Annotated in this window: 21 protein-coding genes and 1 riboswitch; of the genes, 14 read left to right on the forward strand and 7 right to left on the reverse strand. The window is 72.7% G+C overall.

The genetic code is table 11. The features are described 5' to 3' along the window. Positions 1-20: 20 nt before the first annotated feature. From ACFVVO_RS09310 to ACFVVO_RS09330, 5 genes are all read right to left on the reverse strand, one after another. On the reverse strand, positions 21-695 hold the full coding sequence (locus tag ACFVVO_RS09310; RefSeq protein WP_390053161.1) for an urease accessory protein UreF: 675 nt from the start codon (positions 693-695) through the stop codon (positions 21-23). Beyond that, positions 695-2,416 (reverse strand): urease subunit alpha, encoded by a 1,722-nt coding sequence (locus ACFVVO_RS09315; protein ID WP_390053163.1) that lies wholly within the window; start codon positions 2,414-2,416, stop codon positions 695-697. The genes ACFVVO_RS09310 and ACFVVO_RS09315 overlap by 1 nt, the downstream gene beginning before the upstream one ends. Further along, the gene (locus tag ACFVVO_RS09320; RefSeq protein ID WP_390053165.1) at positions 2,409-2,720 is read right to left on the reverse strand and encodes an urease subunit beta; all 312 of its coding nucleotides are present in this window, start codon (positions 2,718-2,720) and stop codon (positions 2,409-2,411) included. The genes ACFVVO_RS09315 and ACFVVO_RS09320 overlap by 8 nt, the downstream gene beginning before the upstream one ends. 11 nt (positions 2,721-2,731) lie before the next feature. Beyond that, positions 2,732-3,034, reverse strand: coding sequence for an urease subunit gamma (locus ACFVVO_RS09325; RefSeq protein ID WP_020938600.1), 303 nt, complete (start codon positions 3,032-3,034; stop codon positions 2,732-2,734). A gap of 250 nt (positions 3,035-3,284) precedes the next feature. Continuing rightward, a complete protein-coding gene (locus ACFVVO_RS09330) occupies positions 3,285-3,569 on the reverse strand; it encodes a type II toxin-antitoxin system Phd/YefM family antitoxin (protein WP_390053167.1) in 285 nt (94 codons plus the stop codon). A gap of 86 nt (positions 3,570-3,655) precedes the next feature. Between ACFVVO_RS09330 and ACFVVO_RS09335 the strand changes: the two genes are divergently transcribed. From ACFVVO_RS09335 to ACFVVO_RS09345, 3 genes are all read left to right on the forward strand, one after another. Next, positions 3,656-4,294, forward strand: coding sequence for an ATP-dependent Clp protease proteolytic subunit (locus tag ACFVVO_RS09335; RefSeq protein ID WP_390053169.1), 639 nt, complete (start codon positions 3,656-3,658; stop codon positions 4,292-4,294). A 7-nt stretch (positions 4,295-4,301) separates the two neighbouring features. Then, on the forward strand, positions 4,302-4,610 hold the full coding sequence (locus ACFVVO_RS09340; RefSeq protein WP_390053171.1) for a hypothetical protein: 309 nt from the start codon (positions 4,302-4,304) through the stop codon (positions 4,608-4,610). 341 nt (positions 4,611-4,951) lie between these two features. Then, a riboswitch (cyclic di-AMP (ydaO/yuaA leader) is annotated at positions 4,952-5,176 on the forward strand. A 3-nt stretch (positions 5,177-5,179) separates the two neighbouring features. Then, positions 5,180-5,653 carry a C40 family peptidase gene (locus ACFVVO_RS09345; RefSeq protein WP_390053173.1) on the forward strand — a complete coding sequence of 158 codons (474 nt, stop codon included), beginning with the start codon at positions 5,180-5,182 and terminating at the stop codon, positions 5,651-5,653. Between the two features lie 182 nt (positions 5,654-5,835). On the opposite strand, the gene ACFVVO_RS09350 is transcribed toward ACFVVO_RS09345, so the two are convergent. Continuing rightward, positions 5,836-6,294 carry an ATP-binding protein gene (locus tag ACFVVO_RS09350; RefSeq protein ID WP_390053175.1) on the reverse strand — a complete coding sequence of 153 codons (459 nt, stop codon included), beginning with the start codon at positions 6,292-6,294 and terminating at the stop codon, positions 5,836-5,838. A gap of 211 nt (positions 6,295-6,505) precedes the next feature. Here ACFVVO_RS09350 and ACFVVO_RS09355 point away from each other — a divergent pair, with 211 nt between their 5' ends. Together ACFVVO_RS09355 and ACFVVO_RS09360 are read left to right on the forward strand one after the other, a co-directional pair. Then, complete coding sequence (locus ACFVVO_RS09355; RefSeq protein ID WP_390053177.1) at positions 6,506-7,366, forward strand: helix-turn-helix domain-containing protein; 861 nt, start codon at positions 6,506-6,508, stop codon at positions 7,364-7,366. 9 nt (positions 7,367-7,375) lie between these two features. Further along, positions 7,376-7,600 (forward strand): DUF397 domain-containing protein, encoded by a 225-nt coding sequence (locus tag ACFVVO_RS09360; protein ID WP_390053179.1) that lies wholly within the window; start codon positions 7,376-7,378, stop codon positions 7,598-7,600. A gap of 95 nt (positions 7,601-7,695) precedes the next feature. Here ACFVVO_RS09360 and ACFVVO_RS09365 read toward each other — a convergent pair whose 3' ends face one another. Then, positions 7,696-8,823: an 8-amino-7-oxononanoate synthase gene (locus ACFVVO_RS09365; protein WP_390053181.1), complete on the reverse strand. Its 1,128-nt coding sequence runs from the start codon at positions 8,821-8,823 to the stop codon at positions 7,696-7,698. A gap of 147 nt (positions 8,824-8,970) precedes the next feature. On the opposite strand from ACFVVO_RS09365, the gene bioB reads away from it, so the two are divergent. The 9 genes from bioB (at position 8,971) to ACFVVO_RS09410 (ending at position 19,873) form a co-directional block, all read left to right on the forward strand. After that, the gene (gene bioB, locus ACFVVO_RS09370; protein ID WP_390053183.1) at positions 8,971-10,197 is read left to right on the forward strand and encodes a biotin synthase BioB; all 1,227 of its coding nucleotides are present in this window, start codon (positions 8,971-8,973) and stop codon (positions 10,195-10,197) included. Then, the gene (locus tag ACFVVO_RS09375) at positions 10,190-11,479 is read left to right on the forward strand and encodes an adenosylmethionine--8-amino-7-oxononanoate transaminase (RefSeq protein ID WP_390053184.1); all 1,290 of its coding nucleotides are present in this window, start codon (positions 10,190-10,192) and stop codon (positions 11,477-11,479) included. Before bioB ends, ACFVVO_RS09375 begins: the two co-directional genes overlap by 8 nt. Position 11,480: 1 nt before the next feature. Continuing rightward, positions 11,481-12,197, forward strand: coding sequence for a dethiobiotin synthase (bioD, locus tag ACFVVO_RS09380; protein WP_390053186.1), 717 nt, complete (start codon positions 11,481-11,483; stop codon positions 12,195-12,197). A 109-nt stretch (positions 12,198-12,306) separates the two neighbouring features. Continuing rightward, the gene (locus ACFVVO_RS09385) at positions 12,307-12,999 is read left to right on the forward strand and encodes a class I SAM-dependent methyltransferase (RefSeq protein WP_390053187.1); all 693 of its coding nucleotides are present in this window, start codon (positions 12,307-12,309) and stop codon (positions 12,997-12,999) included. A gap of 186 nt (positions 13,000-13,185) precedes the next feature. After that, positions 13,186-13,998: an ABC transporter ATP-binding protein gene (locus ACFVVO_RS09390; protein ID WP_390053188.1), complete on the forward strand. Its 813-nt coding sequence runs from the start codon at positions 13,186-13,188 to the stop codon at positions 13,996-13,998. Positions 13,999-14,002: 4 nt separating this feature from the next. Continuing rightward, entirely contained in the window at positions 14,003-16,570 is a 2,568-nt protein-coding gene (locus ACFVVO_RS09395) for an ABC transporter permease (RefSeq protein WP_390053190.1), read from the forward strand. Positions 16,571-16,876: 306 nt separating this feature from the next. Further along, a complete protein-coding gene (locus ACFVVO_RS09400; RefSeq protein WP_390053192.1) occupies positions 16,877-17,302 on the forward strand; it encodes a GNAT family N-acetyltransferase in 426 nt (141 codons plus the stop codon). A gap of 217 nt (positions 17,303-17,519) precedes the next feature. Next, positions 17,520-18,863 (forward strand): hemolysin family protein, encoded by a 1,344-nt coding sequence (locus tag ACFVVO_RS09405; protein ID WP_390053194.1) that lies wholly within the window; start codon positions 17,520-17,522, stop codon positions 18,861-18,863. Next, positions 18,860-19,873 carry a hemolysin family protein gene (locus ACFVVO_RS09410; RefSeq protein ID WP_390053196.1) on the forward strand — a complete coding sequence of 338 codons (1,014 nt, stop codon included), beginning with the start codon at positions 18,860-18,862 and terminating at the stop codon, positions 19,871-19,873. Before ACFVVO_RS09405 ends, ACFVVO_RS09410 begins: the two co-directional genes overlap by 4 nt. Positions 19,874-19,916 lie beyond the last annotated feature (43 nt).

The following is a 19,916-nucleotide window of genomic DNA, read 5'->3' on the forward strand; positions in this document are numbered from 1 at the left end:
GTGGCGGGGGTGAGGGTTCTTCAGGACGCGAACAGCCTTACGGGCCAGGCCGCATGCCACTCGGCGCCGGCCTCCAGCAGCGGTCCCGACCCGGCCGGCAGCTCGTCGACCCCCTCGTCGGGGACTCTCCGCGCGGCCGCCACCGCCCGGTCGACGACCCGGTCCAGCTCCGGCGCGAGCCGCGCCAGCACACCGGTCGCGTCGAACGGGTCGAGGCTCAGCAGCCGCACCGTCGCCGTCGCCGGCCCGCTGACGCTCTCGTACGCCGCGCAGTACGCCGCGTCCCCGGGTTCGAGGCCGGCCGCGCGGGCGGCGAGGCCCAGCACCACCGGCTGATGCGCGCCCTTGGGGAACTCCCGTGCCAGCGCGTCGAGTTCCTCGCACGGCCAGCAGGCCCGGGCGGCCCGCAGCAACTGCCGCCCGAGTCGCCGCGCGGCCGCCCGCAGCGCGGGTGAGGGCGTACGGGCGTCCGCGGCCGCGTCCAGCTCCCGCGGCTCGACGCCGAGGACGGCGGCCGCCGCGACCGCGCCCGCGACCAGCCCGGCCGTGTGCAGCCGCCCGCGGCAGAAGCCCTCCAGGCTCGCGGCGGAGGTGATCCGGCCCGCCTTGACGGCGGCCTCCGCCCCGCCGGAGTGCGCGTGCCCTCCCGCGGGGAACCGGCCGTCGGCCAGGACGAGCAGCGCTGCCCTGGACATCAGAAGAGGAAGTAGCGCTGGGCCATGGGCAGTTCTTCGGCCGGTGTAGCCTCGACCAGCTCACCGTCGATGTGCACGGCGAAACTGTCCGGGTCGACCCGGACCCGCGGTCGCGCGTCGTTCTCCCGCATGTCGGCCTTGGTGACCGACCGCGTCGAGTCGATGGCGACGAACCGCTTGCCGGGCCCGAGCCGGTCCGGCAGCCCGTCCTCGACGGCGAGCGGTGCCACGAAGTTGAACGAGTTCCCGGCCGGCGCCCGTCCGATCGCCCCGTACATCGGCCGGGGCAGGACGGGCTGCGGGGTGGGGATGGAGGCGTTGGCGTCGCCCATCTGCGCGTACGCGATCTGGCCGCCCTTGATGACGAGGAGCGGTTTGACGCCGAAGAACGCCGGCTCCCACAGCACCAGGTCGGCGAGCTTGCCGGTCTCCACCGACCCGATCTCCCGGGCGAGCCCCTGGGCGAGCGCCGGGTTGATCGTGTACTTGGCGACATAGCGCCGTACCCGGTGGTTGTCCGCCCGATCGTCGCCGGGCAGTGCGCCGCGCCGCCGCTTCATGACATGGGCGGTCTGCCAGGTGCGCAGGACGACCTCGCCGACCCGGCCCATGGCCTGCGAGTCCGAGGAGATGATGGAGATCGCGCCCAGGTCGTGCAGGACGTCCTCGGCGCCGATGGTGGAGGGCCGGATGCGGGACTCGGCGAAGGCCAGGTCCTCCGGGACCGCCGGGTTCAGGTGGTGGCAGACCATCAGCATGTCGAGGTGTTCCTCGGCGGTGTTGACGGTGAAGGGCCGGGTCGGGTTCGTCGAACTCGGCAGCACGTGCGGCTCGGAGACGACCGTCATGATGTCCGGCGCGTGCCCGCCGCCCGCGCCCTCGGTGTGGTACGCGTGGATGCCCCGCCCGGCGATCGCGGCGAGCGTGTCGGCGACGAATCCGGCCTCGTTCAGGGTGTCGGTGTGGATGGCGACCTGGATGCCGGTCCGATCGGCCACGGTCAGCGAGGCGTCGATGACGGCCGGGGTGGAACCCCAGTCCTCGTGCAGCTTGAGCCCGAGGGCACCGCCGCGGATCTGGGAGAGCATCGCCTCGTGCGAGACCGTGTTGCCCTTGCCCAGCAGGCCGATGTTGAGCGGGTACTGCTCCATCGCCGCGAACATCCGGGCCAGGTGCCAGGGGCCGGGCGTCACGGTGGTCGCCTTCGAGCCCTCGGCGGGGCCGGTGCCGCCGCCGACCAGGGTGGTGATGCCGGCGGCGAGCGCCTCGTCGGCGATCTGCGGGCAGATGAAGTGCACATGGGCGTCGATCGCGCCGGCGGTGAGGATCCGCCCGTTGCCGGCGATGACCTCGGTCTCCGGGCCGATCACCAGGTCGGGGTGGACGCCGTTCATGGTGTCCGGGTTGCCGGCCTTGCCGATGCCGGTGATCCGGCCGTCGCGGATGCCGACGTCGGCCTTGACGATGCCCCAGTGGTCGACGACGACCACCCCGGTGATGACGGTGTCGGGGGTGCCCTCGGCGCGGGTGGCCCGGGACTGGCCCATGGACTCGCGGATGACCTTGCCACCGCCGAACACCGCCTCGTCCCCGGCGAGTCCGGGCCCGCCCGAGCGGTCCTCCTCGATCTCGATCAGCAGATCGGTGTCGGCCAGCCGGATACGGTCGCCGGTGGTGGGACCGAACAGGTCGGCGTACGCGGCGCGGGAGATCTCAGGCATGCAGGGCACCTCCGGTCGCACCGCGCAGTCCGGGCACGATCCGGGCGCCGGCCAGGGGCACGAGTTCCACCGCGACGGGGATGCCGGGCTCGAAGCGCACGGCGGTGCCGGCGGCGACGTTCAGCCGCTTGCCGTGCGCGGCGGCGCGGTCGAACTCCAGGCCGGGGTTGGCTTCGGCGAAGTGGTAGTGGGAGCCGACCTGGACCGGCCGGTCGGCGGCGTTGAGGACGGTGAGGCGGGTGACCTCGCGCCCCTCGTTGCAGACGATGGGGCCGTCCGCGAACAGGATCTCTCCGGGAATCATCGCGGGCCCCCTCAGACGATCGGCTCGTGCACGGTGACGAGCTTGGTGCCGTCCGGGAAAGTGGCCTCGACCTGGACGTCGTGGATCATCTCCGGGATGCCGTCCATGACGTCGTCCCTGGTGAGGAGCTTACGGCCGGACGACATCAGCTCGGCGACGGTACGGCCGTCCCGTGCGCCCTCGAGGATGTGCGACGTGATGAGGGCGACCGCCTCGGGGTGGTTGAGCCTCAGTCCGCGGGCCCTGCGCTTCTCGGCCACGTCGGCCGCCACATGGATCAGCAGCCGCTCTTGCTCGTGCGGGGTCAGTTGCACGTCCCACCTCACAGTCCTTGCTCCGGACCGTGCGGGGTCCGGTTGCCGCAGCCACCGCTACGGGGACAGATGTAACACACAGACAAATTGCCCCGATGGTGATCAACGCGGGCAGAAGAACCCCTGGTGGCGTGGATCGGCAGGCTAGTTCGCCGGAGTTTCAGCGACGTTAACCAGGCTTTGGTCGGGCCATGACCACTCGATGGACTCCCCCATACGCGGGCGTTGACGGGCCCTCGGCACGCATGGATCAGGAAGCGCCGGGCCCCCGGTGCTCGGCGGCGATGCCGAACCGCTGCCGCTCCCCGGCCGCGGGCGCGGGCGCGGGCTCGCGCACCTTGGACACGGAGCTGACGATCTCCTCCTCCGCCGGCTCCTCGAGGGCGTCCAGGCGCTCCAGATCGGCGGCCGAGACCAGAGCGACGAGGGGCTTGCCGTGCCGGGTCACGACGACGCGCTCACCGCCGTACACCACCCGGTTGATCAGGTCGGCGAACTCAGCCCTGGCTTGCGTCACCGGAATCTCGTAGGCCATACCCCCATCATAACGTCACGTACGTACTGTACATTTTGTACAGACGCGGGGCCGCCGGAGGTCCCGTCGCGAGGAGGGGTACGCCCATGGCTCGACCGTTCGCCCGCCACGTCCTGCCCGAGTTCACCGAGCGCACGAGCACGGGCCGGCACCGCACGCTCGATCCCTACTCGAAGCTGTTCGAGAACCGGGTCGTCTTCCTCGGCACACCTCTGGACGACACCGCGGCGACCGATGTGATCACCCAGTTCATGTACCTCGAACACGCCGCACCGGACCGGGACATCACGCTGTACCTCAACTGCCCGGGGGGCTCGTTCAGCGCCATGACGGCCGTCTACGACACGATGCGCTACGTCCGCTGCCACGTGGAGACCTACTGCCTGGGCCAGGCCGCCTCCGCCGCCGCGGCCCTGCTCGCGGCCGGCACCCCGGGCAAACGCTTCATCCTGCCGGGGGCGCGTGTGGTGCTCAAGCAGCCCGCGCTGCCCGAACCAACCCGGGGACAGCCGAGCGACCTCCTCATCCAGGCCGGGGAGCTGACCCGGACGCGGGCGCTGATGGAGGGGATGCTGGTCCGGCACACCGGGCGTACGCCGGAGCAGGTCGGCGAGGACCTGGAACGGGACCTGGTGCTGGACGCGCCGGGCGCGCTGGCGTACGGCCTGGTGGACGGCGTGGTCCCGAGCCGCAAGACCGGCCCCGGCGCCGAGCCGGCGGAGTGACCCGCCGATGCTGCCACCGGAGCTTCCGCCGCTGCCCGCGCTGACCAGGGCCGAGGGCGAGCTGATCGACCATTACCTGGAGGCGGCCGACCTGCTCGGCCGGATCAACCCGGCGCGTCCGGGAGACACCTACGGCGGGCTGCGCGCGGCGCAGGCCCTGGTGCGCAAGGCGGCCGAGCTCCGCGACGCGCTCGCCCTGATGCACCGGCGGGGCGAGACGGAGCTGCACGGGGACACGCTGGCACGGGCTCTGCGGGTGCTCGACGGTGAGCGCCGCACCGCGCGCGTCGTGCTCCCGCCCGACTGCGTGGGCTGAACCGGACACCGGTTCCCGCGCCGGATGGACCTCGTCGTCGACGATCCGTCCGGCGCGGAGTTGAAACGGCCCGAACGACGTACCCCCGGCCGGCGTATCTCCGGGCCTTTTTTCTGACTCCCCGACTTGCGCGATCGGCGGAACCGGGACGTGCGCCGAGGTACTCCGCCCCAGGTCCGGGGCTACGCAGGCAAGTTGACGGCTACTCGAACAGAGCACTGTCCACCCGAACGGGTGAGTGGTGAGTAACGCCACAAATCCCCGGTTCCGTTGGGATTTTCGGACAGCTGTGAGTGAAGATCCCTGTCTGACGACAAGCCCCCGCCACCGCGGCGGGGCGATCCGGGCGGACGCCGAGTCCTGCCGCCGCCCCGGGTGACCGGTCGACAGGAGTGGATCGGCAGGAGTGGAGGACCCAGGCAAGACGGGTCGCCGGGACGGACGTTCGTCACAGACGGACGGTCGTGCCGAGCAGCCCTTGGGGTGAAGCCGCAGCAACGCGGCCGGGCCACTTCGCCAGCCCGAATCCGACAGGTCATCCTTCACAGGCGGCTGACGAAGGGTTGCGCATGACTGCGCTGAATCGTGTCCCGTCGATGATGGCCAGGGCCGGTACGGCCTCGGCTCTTACGCTCGCCGCGGTGGGCGGCTCCATCGCCGTGCCCGGCCTGGCCGGCGAGGCCTCGGCCGCCACTCTGGCGACGAAGGCCCTGCACATCGCCGCCTCCAAGAAGGGCTCCCCTTACCAGTACGGGGCAACCGGTCCGCGCCGGTTCGACTGCTCGGGTCTGACGCTCTACTCGTTCAAGAAGGCGGGCAAGAAGCTGCCGCGTACGGCGGCCCAGCAGTACAACAAGACCCGCCATATCTCCGCCGGCCACCGCAGGGCCGGCGACCTCGTCTTCTTCCATTATGGATCCAGCGTCTACCACGTCGGCATCTACGCCGGGAAGGGCAAGATCTGGCACGCCCCGAAGACCGGGGCCGTGGTGCGGCTCGAGAAGATCTGGACCCGGAGCGTCTGGTACGGCCGGGTCAGCTGACCCCGCCCAGCCCCGGAGCGGCTCCAGCAGCGGGGCCGCTCCCCCTGACCGTCGGCGCCGTCCCGGTGCCCGCCTGAAGCACGCGGGCGGCCCCGGGGCGGCGCGGCCGTGTCCGGCTCCGTGGCGGGCCGCAGGGCCGCCGGCGTACCGGGCTCTGGTTCTCCGGCTTCCAGGGTCCTCCTCTAGGGTTCCTGCTGCCCCGCCGTCGTGAGGTGCTCCCCCTGGAGGGTCCACGGCAGTTCGATCCACACCGTCTTGCCGCCCTCGCGGGTGGGGCGGACGCGGAGTCTGCCGCCGCACTCGGCGGTGAGCCAGCGGATGATGACCATGCCGCGCCCGTTGTCCTGCTGGACGGCGGCGGGCAGTCTCTTCGGAAAGCGCGGATGACTGTCCGTGACGCCGATGCGCAGGTGTTCGTCACGGTCCAGCGCGATGTCGACCGTGAAGGTGGGTGACTGACCGAAGGTGTGCTGCACGGCGTTGGTGGCGAGTTCGGAGACGATGAGCCGCACGGTGTCGGCCATGTCGGTGTCCGACGGCAGGCCCCACTCCGCGAGGGTGCCCACCACGTAGGAACGGGCCGCGGAGACCGATGCGGGATCGCTCGGCAGAGTGACGGATGCTTCCAGGTGGTCTGCCATGGCGACGTCGTCCCTTTCCCACGGGACCGCAGTCCGACGAGGAGCGGATGGTTCGAGTACGGTCCCGGACTGGTGCTTCTTCGCCAGACTGCCATCACCGAGGCGGTCAGGGGAGCGATCCACCGAGATATGCATATATCTGTCGCCCGAAGCGGTGAACTCTGCGACGCGAGACCGTATCCGGGCGGCCTGGAAGGAGTAAGGAGTTCCCATGCAGAACGGTCCCGCGGTGCGGCGCCGCAAGCTGGGCGCCGAACTGCGCGCGCTGCGCACCGGGGCCGGGCTCACCAGTGGCGAGGCGGCCCTTCTGGTGGGCTGGCACCAGTCGAAGGTGAGCCGCATCGAGACCGGCGCCAGCGGGGTGAAGCCGGCCGACGTGCGGTTACTCCTCGACGCGTACGAGGTGCGGGACCGGCAACTGCGGGACATGCTGCTGATGTTGACGGGCTCGCAGGACGCGGGCGGCCGCAACCGCTGGTGGCACGCCTACCGGGGCGTCCTGCCGCCCACCTACCGCGACTTCATCAGTCTGGAGTCGCAGGCGAGCGGGATGCGCACCCTGGAGACCACGGTGGTTCCCGGCCTTCTGCAGACGCCCGAATACGCTCGCGCGGTGACCCGGGCGGCGGTGGAGGGAGTGGACGAGGAGCGGCTGGACACCCTGGTGGAGGTGCGACTGGCGAGGCAGGACGTGCTCCGGTCCGAGCCGCCGCTGGAGCTGACCGCGGTACTGGACGAGGCGGTGCTCCGGCGCGAGGTCGGCGGTCCCGAGGTGATGGCGCGGCAGCTGGAACGGCTGGTGGAGGCCGCGCGGCTGCCCCAAGTGCGGCTCCAGGTACTGCCGTTCGCGGCGGGGGCGCATATCGGCCTCACCGGGCCTTTCGTTATCTTCTCATTTCCGAGCACTTCTGATCTGGACGTAGTTGTTCTTGACCAGTTGACGAGTAGCCTCTACCTGGAACGGAAAGAAGACCTCATGGCCTACTCCGAGGCCTTCGACACCCTTCAGTTCCACGCCCTTTCACCCGAGGAATCGTTGGACTACATCGCCGGGATAGGTGACGGCGCGTAAGGAGGCACCATGACAGCACTGCCTCGGAACGTCCCAGCCAGTACCGATCTGCACGACGTGCGGTGGCTGCGCAGCAGCTACAGCACCGGAGCGAACAACTGCGTGGAGACGGCCCGGCCGCGCTCCGGCCCGTGGGCCGGACTGCTCGCCGTGCGCGACTCCAAGGCCCCCGCCGGACCCGCGCTGCTCTTCTCCCCCGGGAGCTGGGCGGGCTTCGTGGCCACGCTCCGGTGATCGGGTCGAACCCGACCTGACCACCGACCAGCGGACCGACCCCTACTGATCAGATCCGATCACTTTCGCCAGATGTGCGGCCGTGTCACGCCGACTCATGGTCGCGCCTCGCGAATCACACGTACAGCGCGTTCGATCTCGGCCCCGGAGAGGTCCGCGCGGGCGGTCAGCCGCAGCCGCGAGATGCCGTCGGGCACGGAAGGAGGACGGAAACAGCCCACGGCCAGGCCTGCCGTACGGCAGTCGGCCGCCCAGCGCACGGCCTGCTCCGGGGACGGAGCCCGCACGGAGACCACCGCGGCGTCCGGTCGTACCGCCTCCAGACCCGCGGCGGTCAGACGTGCGTGCAGTTCGGCGGCGACCGTGCGGGCCCGCTCCGCCCGCGACGGCTCGCGCCGCAGCAGCCGGAGCGCCGCGAGCGCGGCGCCCGCGGCCGCGGGGGCGAGACCCGTGTCGAAGATGAACGTGCGGGCCGCGTTGACCAGATGGGCGATGACCCGGGCCGGTCCGAGCACCACACCGCCCTGGCTGCCCAGCGACTTCGACAGCGTGGCGGTGACGACCACGTCGCCGGCGCCCGCGAGCCCGGCGGCGTACGGGGCGCCCCGGCCGCCGTCGCCCAGTACCCCGAGCCCGTGCGCGTCGTCCACGACCAGGCCCGCGCCGTGCTCACGGCACGCCTCGGCCAGGGCGGCCAGCGGTGCCGCGTCGCCGTCGACGGAGAACACCGTGTCGGAGACGACGATCGCCGGTCCCGGGTGCGTGCCGAGCACCTTGCCCGCGGCCTCCGGGTCGGCGTGCCCGACCACCTGGGTGGTGCCCCGGGCGAGCCGGCAGCCGTCGATGAGCGAGGCGTGGTTGCCCGCGTCGGACACGATCAGGGACCCGTGCGGGCCCAGCGCGGTGACCGCGGCCAGGTTGGCGGCGTAGCCGGAGGAGAAGACCAGGGCCGCCTCGAAGCCGCAGAAGTCCGCCAGTTCCCGCTCCAGCTCGGTGTGCAGCTCGGTGGTGCCGGTGACCAGCCGGGAACCGGTGGATCCGCCGCCCCAGGTCCGGGCGGCCCCGGCCGCCCCCTCGACGACCTCGGGATGGTGGGCGAGACCCAGGTAGTCGTTGCTCGCCAGGTCCAGCAGCGGCGAGTCGGCCGGGCGCGGGCGCAGGGTCCGGACAAGTCCGGCGCGACGGCGCGCCTCGGCCTGCTCGTCGATCCAGCCGAACGCCATGGCTCCTCCGGGGCTTTTGTAGGTAGCGGACAGACACTAGCCGTACGGCCGCCCACCCAGGGTGTGGCAATACCCACACGGTGAACCGTCTCCGTTGTGCAAACTCTCCTTGGCCCGAGGCGGTCCCGTAGGACAGGATCGTGCCTCATGGACCTGCTGAACACGCTGGTGGACAAGGGGCTTCGGCGCGAGTCGCCGACCCGCGACGAGGCTCTCGCCGTGCTCGCCACCTCCGACGACGACCTGCTCGATGTGGTGGCCGCGGCCGGCAAGGTGCGCCGGCACTGGTTCGGCCGGCGCGTGAAACTCAACTACCTGGTCAACCTCAAGTCCGGCCTGTGCCCGGAGGACTGCTCCTACTGCTCCCAGCGGCTCGGCTCCACCGCCGGCATCCTCAAGTACACCTGGCTCAAGCCCGGCGAGGCCTCCGAGGCCGCCGCCGCGGGCCTGGCGGGGGGCGCCAAGCGGGTCTGCCTGGTGGCGTCCGGGCGCGGCCCCACGGACCGGGACGTGGACCGGGTCTCCGAGACCATCCGGACCATCAAGGACCGACACGAGAACGTCGAGGTGTGCGCCTGTCTCGGCCTGCTCTCCGACGGCCAGGCCGAACGGCTGCGCGACGCCGGCGCGGACGCCTACAACCACAACCTGAACACCTCCGAGGCCACCTACGGGGACATCACCACCACCCACACGTACGCCGACCGGGTGGACACGGTGAACAAGGCGCACGCGGCCGGACTGTCCGCCTGCTCCGGGCTGATCGCCGGTATGGGTGAGAGCGACGAGGACCTGGTGGACGTCGTCTTCTCGCTGCGCGAGCTCGACCCGGACTCCGTTCCGGTGAACTTCCTGATCCCGTTCGAGGGGACCCCGCTCGCCAAGGAGTGGAACCTCACCCCGCAGCGCTGTCTGCGCATCCTCGCGATGGTCCGCTTCGTCTGCCCGGACGCCGAGGTGCGCATCGCGGGCGGCCGCGAGGTCCACCTGCGCACCATGCAGCCCCTGGCCCTGAACCTGGCCAACTCCATCTTCCTGGGCGACTACCTGACCAGCGAGGGTCAGGCGGGCAAGGCCGACCTGGAGATGATCGCGGACGCCGGGTTCGAGGTGGAGGGCGCCGAGCAGGTGACCCTGCCGGAGCACCGGGCGGCGGCCGCCGCGGGCGGCTGCGGCTCCCACGAGAGCGCCGGGTGCGGGTCGCAGGCGGAGGCGGGCTGCGGATCGCACGCCGAGGCCGGCTGCGGATCGCACGAGGGCGGCGGTGTCTGCGGTACGGCGGCCGCGCCGGAGCCCGCGGGGAACGAGGCGCGCAGCGACCTGGTCGCCGTGCGCCGCCGGGGCGCCGGAACGGATCTCGCGCCCAATGCCTGACCTGCCCGGCCTGAGCGTGCCCGAGTTGCTGGAACTGGACCGGCGGCATGTGTGGCATCCGTACGGTCCGATGCCCGGGCGTGCCGAACCGCTCGTCGTGGAGTCGGCGAGCGGGGTCCGGCTGCGCCCGGCCGACGGCTCGGGCGAGCTGGTCGACGGCATGTCCTCGTGGTGGTCGGCGATCCACGGCTACAACCACCCCGTGCTCAACGAGGCGGCCCGTGAGCAGCTGGGGCGGATGAGCCACGTCATGTTCGGCGGGCTCACGCACGAGCCCGCCGTCCGGCTGGCGAAGCTCCTTGTCGACATGTCGCCAGAGGGGCTTGAGCACGTGTTCCTCGCCGACTCCGGCTCGGTGTCGGTCGAGGTCGCGGTGAAGATGTGCCTGCAGTACTGGCGCTCGCTCGGCCGCCCGGCCAAGCAGCGGCTGCTGACCTGGCGCGGCGGCTATCACGGGGACACCTGGAACCCGATGTCGGTGTGCGACCCCGACGGCGGGATGCACGACCTGTGGACCGGTGTGCTGCCCCGTCAGGTGTTCGCGGACGCGCCGCCGGCCGAGTACGAGGAGCCGTACGCGCTGCGTCTGCGTGAGCTGATCGGGCGGCATGCCGATGAGCTGGCCGCGGTGATCGTGGAGCCGGTGGTGCAGGGCGCCGGCGGGATGCGGTTCCACTCCCCCGCGTACCTGCGGGTGCTGCGCGAGGCGTGCGACGAGCACGGCGTGCTGCTGGTGTTCGACGAGATCGCCACCGGATTCGGGCGCACCGGCGCGCTGTTCGCGGCGGACCACGCGGGCGTCACCCCGGACGTGATGTGCGTGGGCAAGGCGCTGACCGGTGGCTATCTCACCATGGCGGCCACGCTGTGCACCGCGCGGGTGGCGGACGGCATCTCGCGGGGCGAGGTGCCGGTGCTCGCCCACGGCCCGACGTTCATGGGGAACCCGCTGGCGGCGGCCGTGGCCTGTGCCTCGATCGGCCTGCTGCTCGGGCAGGACTGGCACGCGGAGGTCCGGCGGATCGAGGCGGGCCTGCGGGCGGGCCTGGCACCCGCCGCCGCGCTGCCGGGGGTGAAGGACGTCCGTGTCCTGGGCGCCATCGGCGTGGTGCAGCTCGACCACGAGATCGACATCACCGCGGCCACCCGGGCCGCCGTGCGGGAGGGCGTGTGGCTGCGCCCGTTCCGCGACCTGGTCTACACGATGCCGCCGTACGTCACCTCGGACGAGGACGTGGCGCGGATCGCGCGCGCCGTGTGCGCCGCTGCGCGGGAGGGATGAGATGCCGGTACTGGTGATCACGGGGACGGGCACGGAGGTCGGCAAGACCGTCACGACCGCGGCCGTTGCCGCCACGGCGCTCGCGGCCGGGCGTTCGGTGGCGGTGCTGAAGGCCGCGCAGACGGGCGTACGCCCGGACGAGCGCGGCGACGCGGACGAGGTGGCCCGGCTGGCCGGACCGGTCGCGGCCGGCGAACTGGCCCGCTTTCCCGAGCCGTTGGCGCCGGGTACGGCGGCCCGGCGGGCCGGGATGGCTCCGGTGCATCCGCACGAGGTGGCCGAGGCCGCGGCCAAGCTGGCCACCGAGCACGATCTGGTCCTGGTCGAGGGAGCGGGCGGGCTGCTCGTCCGGTTCGACGCGGCGGGCGGAACCCTGGCCGACGCGGCCCGGATGCTGAACGCGCCGGTGCTGGTCGTCGCCTCGGCCGGCCTCGGCACGCTCAACACCAGCGAGCTGACGGCACGTGAACTGCGCGCCCGCGAGCTGGATCTCGCCGGGATCGTGATCGGGAGCTGGCCCGACGACCCGGACCTGGCCTGCCGCTGCAACGTCGTGGACCTGCCGGAGGTGACGGGCGCCCCGCTGCTCGGCGCGATTCCCGCCAGGGCGGGCGCGCTCCCTCCCGCCGCCTTCCGGGCCGCGGCGCCGGGCTGGCTGGCCGCGCGGCTGGACGGGACGTGGGACGCGGAGGCGTTCCGCATCCGGCAGGCGCCCTGAGCGGCGGCCCCGCACGCCTCGCGTCCGCCGCTCATGACCATGGACGCGGCGGGGGTGTGCCGGGGCTCCCCGGGGGACAATCACCGTAGGCCCTGTCCGGGAGGTTGCCATGCGGTTGTCGTCGGCCGGTTCCGGCACGGTGGCGCGGAGCCCCGTCCACCACCCGCTCTTCGCCCGTTGCTACGCCCGGCTCAGCGTGGGCGCCGAGACCCGGCTCGGGATGGCCGGGATACGCGAGCGGCTGCTCGCCGGGCTGTCCGGGCGGGTGATCGAGATCGGTGCCGGGAACGGGCTGAACTTCGGGCACTACCCGGGAGCGGTCGCGGAGGTCGTCGCGATCGAACCCGAGCCGCTGTTGCGGAAGCTGGCCCTGGAGTCGGCTCTGCGCGTCCAGGTGCCGGTCGACGTGGTGCCGGGGGTCGCGGAGGCGCTGCCGGTGAAGAGCGAGGCCTTCGACGCGGCCGTGCTGTCGCTGGTGCTGTGCAGCGTGCGGGACGTGGCACGGGCGCTGGGCGAGGTGCGGCGGGTGCTCAAACCGGGCGGCGAGGTGCGGTTCTTCGAGCACGGCCGGGGCGGCGGCCGGATGATGGTGCTGACCCAGCGCACCCTGGACCGCACGCTCTGGCCGGCACTGAGCGGCGGCTGCCACCTGGCCCGTGACCCGGTCGCCGGGCTGCGTGACGCCGGGTTCGAACTCGGGCCGCAGCGGCGGGTGCTGCTGCCGGAGCGGGGCCCGAAGCTGCCCACGTCGTACTGCGCGCTGGGCACGGCCTGGCGGCCCGGGGAACCGGCCTCGCGCTGACCCCGGCCACAGCGGCATCCCCGGCGCGGGGCGGCCGGCACCCGTGACGTCGGGCCCGCTGGGCCGTCCCGGGGACGGTGTCCCTTACACGGTGTGCGTGTCGTCGGCCCCAGGAGGGATACCTGCTGTGGAGCCGGTCACACTAGGCTCGGTCGGAACGAGGGAGTCGACGACCGGGAGGCGGACTTGTCCACACCTGCTGCGGAGCACGCGCCGGGCCTGACACCGGACGGCGGGATCGCGGCCCGCGCGCGCGGGCTGACCAAGGCGTACGGCTCGGACGAGACCGCGGTGCTCGCCCTCGACTCGGTGGACGTGGACATCGCCCGCGGCCGCTTCACCGCCGTGATGGGCCCCTCGGGCTCGGGCAAGTCCACGCTGATGCACTGCCTGGCGGGCCTGGACAACGTGTCCGCCGGTCAGGTCTGGCTCGGCGACACCGAGATCACCGGCATGAAGGACCGGGAGCTGACCCGGCTCCGGCGGGACCGGATCGGCTTCATGTTCCAGTCGTTCAACCTGATCCCGACGCTGACCGCGGCCGAGAACATCACGCTGCCGATGGACATCGCCGGCCGCAAGCCCGACCAGGCCTGGCTGGACCAGGTCATCGACACCCTCGGGCTGCGCGGGCGCCTGTCCCACCGGCCCGCGCAGCTCTCGGGCGGTCAGCAGCAGCGGGTGGCGTGCGCGCGGGCGCTGGCCTCCCGGCCCGAGCTGATCTTCGCCGACGAGCCGACGGGCAACCTGGACTCGCGGGCCGGGCTGGAGGTGCTGGGCTTCCTGCGCAGCGCCGTGGACGATCTCGGGCAGACGGTCGTCATGGTCACCCACGACCCGGGCGCGGCCACCCACTCCGACCTGGTGCTCTTCCTCGCCGACGGGCGGATCGTGGACGAGATGGCGCGGCCGACGGCGGACGCCGTGCTGGAGCGCATGAAGGCGTTCGACGTGGTGCGCGGACGGCTCGGCGACGACGTCACCGCCCACGAGGGCTGACCCGGTGCTCAGGGCGACCTTGCGCGGTTTCCTCGCGCACAAGGGCCGGCTGGCGCTGTCGGCGCTGGCCGTCGTGCTGTCCGTGGCGTTCGTCGCGGGCAGTCTGATCTTCTCCGACACCGTCGGCCGCACCTTCGACCGGCTCTTCGCCTCCACCGCCGCCGATGTGACCGTGGAACCGAAGGAGGACCTGAAGTCCGCGGTGCCCGGCGGCGTGGTCCAGACCGTCCCCGCGAGCCTGACGGACCGGATCTCGAAGGTGGACGGGGTCGCCGCCGCGTACGCGGACGTCTCGGTGCGGAACGTGGTGGTCGTCGACAGCCGCAACCGGTCCGTCGGGCCGACCACCGGCGCCCCGACCCTTGCCGGCTCCTGGCACGTCACCCGCCGCAGCCCGGTGAAGCTGACCTCCGGTCATGCCCCGCACGGCGTGGGCGAGGCGCTGCTCGACGCGGACACCGCCGGCAAGAAGCACGTGCGGATCGGCGACACGCTGACGGTGCAGGCGCAGCCGGGTTCGTTCCCGGTCCGGGTCGTCGGCATCGCCACGTTCACCACCACCAACCCGGGCGCCGCCCGGGTGTTTCTGGACCCCGCGGTGGCCGGCCGCGCACTGCTCGGCTCCGCCGGCCGGGCCACCAGCGTCTCGGTGGACGCGGCGAAGGGCGTGAGCGACACGGAGCTCAAGCACCGGGTCGGCGCGGCGATCGGCACCGGGACGTACGACCTGAGGACCGCGGACGAGCAGGCCAAGTCGGCCGCGGCCGACCTCGGCGGCTTCCTCGACGTGATCAAGTACGTGATGCTGGGCTTCGCCGGCATCGCCGTGCTCGTCGGTGTCTTCCTGATCGTCAACACCTTCTCCATGCTGATCGCCCAGCGCACCCGCGAACTGGGCCTGCTGCGCGCGCTGGGCGCGGACCGGCGGCAGGTGCGGCGGTCGGTGCTGACGGAGGCGGTGCTGCTCGGAGTGGTCGGCTCCACGCTCGGCCTCGCCGCCGGGATCGGCCTGGCGTTCGGTCTCATCCGGCTGATGGCCGCGTTCGGGATGAACCTGAAGGCCACCGAGATGGTCATCGGCTGGGGCACGCCGGTCGCCGCGTACGTGGTCGGCGTCGGCGTCACCTTCGTCGCCGCCTATCTGCCCGCGCGCCGGGCGGAGGCCGTCTCTCCGATGGCGGCGCTGGCGGACGCCGAGGTCGCCGGTGTGGGCAAGCCGTTGCGGACACGGGCGATCGTCGGGTCGCTGGTCGGGGCGGCCGGTGCGGCCGCGCTGGCCGGCTGCGCGGCCGCCAGGCGGACCGCCCCGGCGTCCTCGTTGCTGGGCCTCGGCGTGGTGCTGACGCTGATCGCCACCGTGATCGCGGGCCCGCTGCTGGTGCGGCCGGTGATCCGTGTGCTCGGCGGGGCCTTCCCCGCGCTGTTCGGGCCGGTAGGCCGGATGAGCCAGCGCAACGCGCTGCGCAATCCGCGCCGCACCGGCGCCACCGCTGCCGCGCTGATGGTGGGTCTGGCGCTGGTCGGCGGCATGTCCGTGGCGAGCGCGTCGATGTCGGCGTCGTTCGACCGGCAGATCGACAGGACGCTCGGTGCCGACTTCATCGTGCAGGGCACCGAGTTCAGGCCGTTCAACAAGGACGTCACGGCCGCCGTGACCGGTACCCGGGGCGCCGGACTCGTCGTGCGGCAGCGGATCGCCCCGATCGTCCTGCGGCTGCCCGACGGCAAGCGCGTCCAGACCACGGCCGCCGGGTACGGCCCCCGGCTCGACGACGTCGCCCACCTCACCTATGCCCGGGGCGGCTCGGCCGCGGCGCTGGCGGACGGGCACCTCGCCCTGGACGCCGGCTTCGCCCAGGACCACCGGGTGCGGATCGGCACCGTGCTCCCGGTCGAGTTCCAGGGCGGTCGCCGGGCGGAGCTGACGGTGGGCGCCCTCACCGACCAGGAGGGCTCGCAGGCCTTCGGCTCGCAGGGCGGTGTCTTCCTCGGCCTCGCGACGCTCCAGAAGCACGTGCCGGACGGCCAGGACTCCGCGCTGTACGTCAACGCGGCCCCCGGCACCGGCGCCCAGGAGCTGCGCTCGGGTCTGGAGCGGTCGCTCAAGCCGTTCCCGCAGGTCCAGGTGCGCGACCAGGCCGACTACAAGAAGCTGGTGCACGATCAGATCGCGGTGCTGCTCTACCTCGTGTACGCGCTGCTCGGGCTGGCGATCGTCATCGCCGTGCTCGGTGTGGTCAACACCCTCGCCCTGTCGGTGGTGGAGCGCACCCGGGAGATCGGGCTGCTGCGCGCGATCGGGCTGGGCCGGCGGCAGCTGCGCCGGATGATCCGGCTGGAGTCGGTGGTGATCGCGGTGTTCGGGGCGGTCCTCGGACTGGGACTCGGTCTGGTGTGGGGCGTCTGCATGCAGCGGGTGCTGGCCCTGCAGGGCATGACCGCGCTCGCGATCCCGTGGGGCACCGTCGTCACGGTGGTGATCGGCGCGGCGGTGGTCGGCATCGTGGCGGCCCTGCTGCCGGCGCTGCGGGCGTCCCGGATGAACGTGCTGGCGGCGATCGCGCACGAGTGACGCCGCCCGCCTGCGCCGGGCGACGCGGGGCGTTCACGCGCCGCCTGGCGGGCGCCCCGAGCCCGGCCTCAGCCCCTGCCGCAGCTCACCTTGGAGGAGGCGCCGGCCCTGCCCGTCGTGCTGGTCGGGCCCGCTCGATCGCCTCGTGGAGCGGGTGCGGGCGCGGCGGGAGCGGTTCGGGTTCTCGTGTCCGACGGTCCTGGAGCCGTCGATGGAGGCGTTCGCCCCGGTGCCGGCCCGGTCGCGCGAGGAGTCCGCATGATGGAATTCCGGGGCGGAAGTGCCGTCGCATGATGGGGTCTTCGCATGATCGGACTCCGTCTGCGCCCCGCCCTGCCCGCCGACCTCGACGCCGTCCTCGCGTTCTGGAGGACGGCCGCCGAGGGCACCAGCATCAGTGACGACCGCGCGGGGGTGGAGCGACTGGTCGCCCGCGACCCGGAAGCGTTGATCCTCGCCGAGCTGGAGGGCGAGCTGGTCGGCACGGTGATCGCGGGATTCGACGGCTGGCGCTGCCATCTGTACCGGCTCGCGGTGCGTCCCGGGCGGCGACGGCAGGGCATCGGCTCGGCCCTGCTGGCCGCCGCCGAGGAGCGGTTCGCGGCGCTCGGCGGGCGGCGCGCGGACGCGATGGTGCTCGTCCGCAACGAGAGCGCGCACCACGCGTGGCGGGCCGCCGGGTACGGGCCCGAGGAGCGGTGGCGGCGCTGGGTGAAGCCGCTCGCGGACTGACCTCCGGCCACTTGGGGACCGGATTGCGACCCCGCACGGACCGGCGTCCAGCCGCTCACGGACCGAACCCCAACGACTCTTTGCCCATCCTTTACCATTGAGGGAGCACTCGGCCCTCCATGAAAGGTAGTGAGAGTCCGCCCATGGGCGATCCTCCCAGTCCGCGACACCGCGCGTTCCGCCCCGCCCTGCCCGATCATGGGACGGGGGTGACCCGATGACCGAAGTGCTCCTCCTCCTGCTGGCGATCCTGCTCGCCGTGGCCTGCGGCGCCTTCGTGGCGGCCGAGTTCTCGCTGACCACCGTCGAGCGCGGTGAACTGGAACGGGCCGCCGAACGCGGCGAGCGGGGCGCCGCGGGCGCCCTGAAGGCCGTGCGGAGCCTGACCTTCCAGCTCTCCGGCGCACAGCTCGGCATCACCGTCACCAACCTCGTGGTCGGCATGCTCGCCGAACCGTCCATCGCCAAGCTCCTCGCCGGACCCTTCGAGGCACTGGGTCTGTCCCCCACCACGGCGAGTTCCGTGGCTCTGGTGCTGGGCACGGCCCTGTCCACGGTATTCCTGATGGTGGTCGGCGAGCTGGTGCCGAAGAACTGGGCGATCTCCTCGCCGCTGGCCGTGGCCAAACGGGTGGGCAACGCGCAGCGCTGGTTCAGCGCCGCCTTCCGCCCCTTCATCACGCACCTGAACAACATGGCCAACCGGGTGGTGCGCCGGATCGGTGTCGAACCCGCCGAGGAGCTGGCCTCCGCACGCGGGCCGCAGGAGCTGGCGGCCCTGGCCCGGCACTCCGCGAAGGCGGGCGCGCTGGAGGCGGACACCGCCGAGCTGTTCGTCCGGACGCTGAACCTGGCCGATCTGACCGCGGAGAACGTGATGACCCCGCGCGTCCAGGTCGTCGCCCTCGACGCGCAGGCGACCTGCGAGGACGTCGCGAACGCGACCCGGGCGACGGGCCTGTCCCGGTTCCCGGTCCACCGGGGCAGCCTCGACTCGGTCGTGGGTATCGCCCACATCAAGGACGTCCTGGCCATGCCCGCCGACCAGCGCACCCGCCGCTCCGTCGGCCAGGTGATGCGCGAGCCCCTGATGGTGCCGGAGTCCCTCACCGTGGACCGGCTGCTGGACCGCCTGTCCGGCAGGCGCACCATGGCCGTCGTCATCGACGAGTACGGCGGTACGGCCGGCGTGGCCACGCTCGAGGACATCGTCGAGGAGGTCGTCGGCGAGGTGCGCGACGAGCACGACCCGCACGAGACGCCCGACCTGGCCCCCGCCGGCGCCGACGCCGAGGGCCGGGCCCTGTACTCCGCGGACGGCGCCGCCCGCACCGACCAGCTGGCCCGGGTGGGCCTGCGGGCGCCCGAGGGGCCGTACGAGACGCTGGCCGGCCTCGTCGCCACCGAGCTGGGCCGCATACCCAGCGTCGGGGACACCGTCGAGGTGGCCGGCTGGCGGCTGGACGTGGTGGACGCCTCGGGGCGCCGCGCCGCCCGGGTGCTCCTGCACGCGCCGCTGGACGACGAGGAGCACGACCGCCGGACGGAGGGGGCGCGATGACCGCCGTGCAACTGCTGATCGGCCTGGCGACGCTGGTCGTCAACGCCTTCTTCGTGGGCGCCGAGTTCGCGCTGATCTCGGTGCGCCGCTCGCAGATCGAGCCGCTCGCCCAGGAGGGCGACCGGCGCGCGAAGAGCGTGCTGTGGGGTCTGGAGCACGTGTCCGCGCTGCTGGCCGCCGCCCAGCTCGGCATCACGCTGTGCACGCTGGTCCTGGGTGTCGTCGCCGAGCCGGCGATCGCGCATCTGCTGGAGCCGGTGTTCCACGCGGTCGGCGTGTCCACGGGCGTCGGCCACGCGGTGTCCTTCGTGATCGCCCTGGCCCTAGCCACCTATCTGCACATGCTGCTGGGCGAGATGGTGCCCAAGAACATCTCGCTCGCCGAACCCGTGCGCAGCGCGCTGCTGCTCGGCCCCCCGCTGGTCGCGCTTTCCCGGGCGCTGCGCCCGGTGATCTTCGCGATCAACGCCTTCGCGAACGGGCTGCTGAGGCTGCTCAGGGTGGAGGCCAAGGACGAGGTCTCGGCGACCTTCACGGACACCCAACTCGCCGAGATCGTCAAGGACGCCAGCGAGGCCGGGCTGATCGACGACCGGGCGCAGGAGCGGCTGCACGACGCCCTGGAGCTGGGCCGCCGCCCGGTGCGGGACGTCGTCGTCCCGCTCCGGCGAGTGGTGTACGCGCGCGTGGGCGTCACCCCCGAGCAGTTGGAGCGGCTGTCGGCGGAGTCCGGCTTCTCCCGGTTCCCCGTGGTCGACGAGGGCCGCCGGATCGTCGGCTATCTGCACGTCAAGGACGCGCTGGACGCCGTGCCCCGGGACGTGCCGTTCCGGCTGCGGGACATGCGGCCCATCGCGCGCGTACGGGAGAGCACACCGCTGGACGACGTGCTCACCGCGATGCGCGGCAGCCGTACACATCTGGCGGGCGTGCTCGGCGAAGACGGCCGGCTGGCGGGCCTCGTGACCATGGAGGACGTCCTGCGGGAGCTGTTCGGGCAGCCCGCCTGAGCCCGTGCCGGGGGGCCACCCGACCCCGTCAGGCTCGGTCGCC

The organism is Streptomyces sp. NPDC058145, from assembly GCF_042884245.1.
GTDB lineage: Bacteria > Actinomycetota > Actinomycetes > Streptomycetales > Streptomycetaceae > Streptomyces.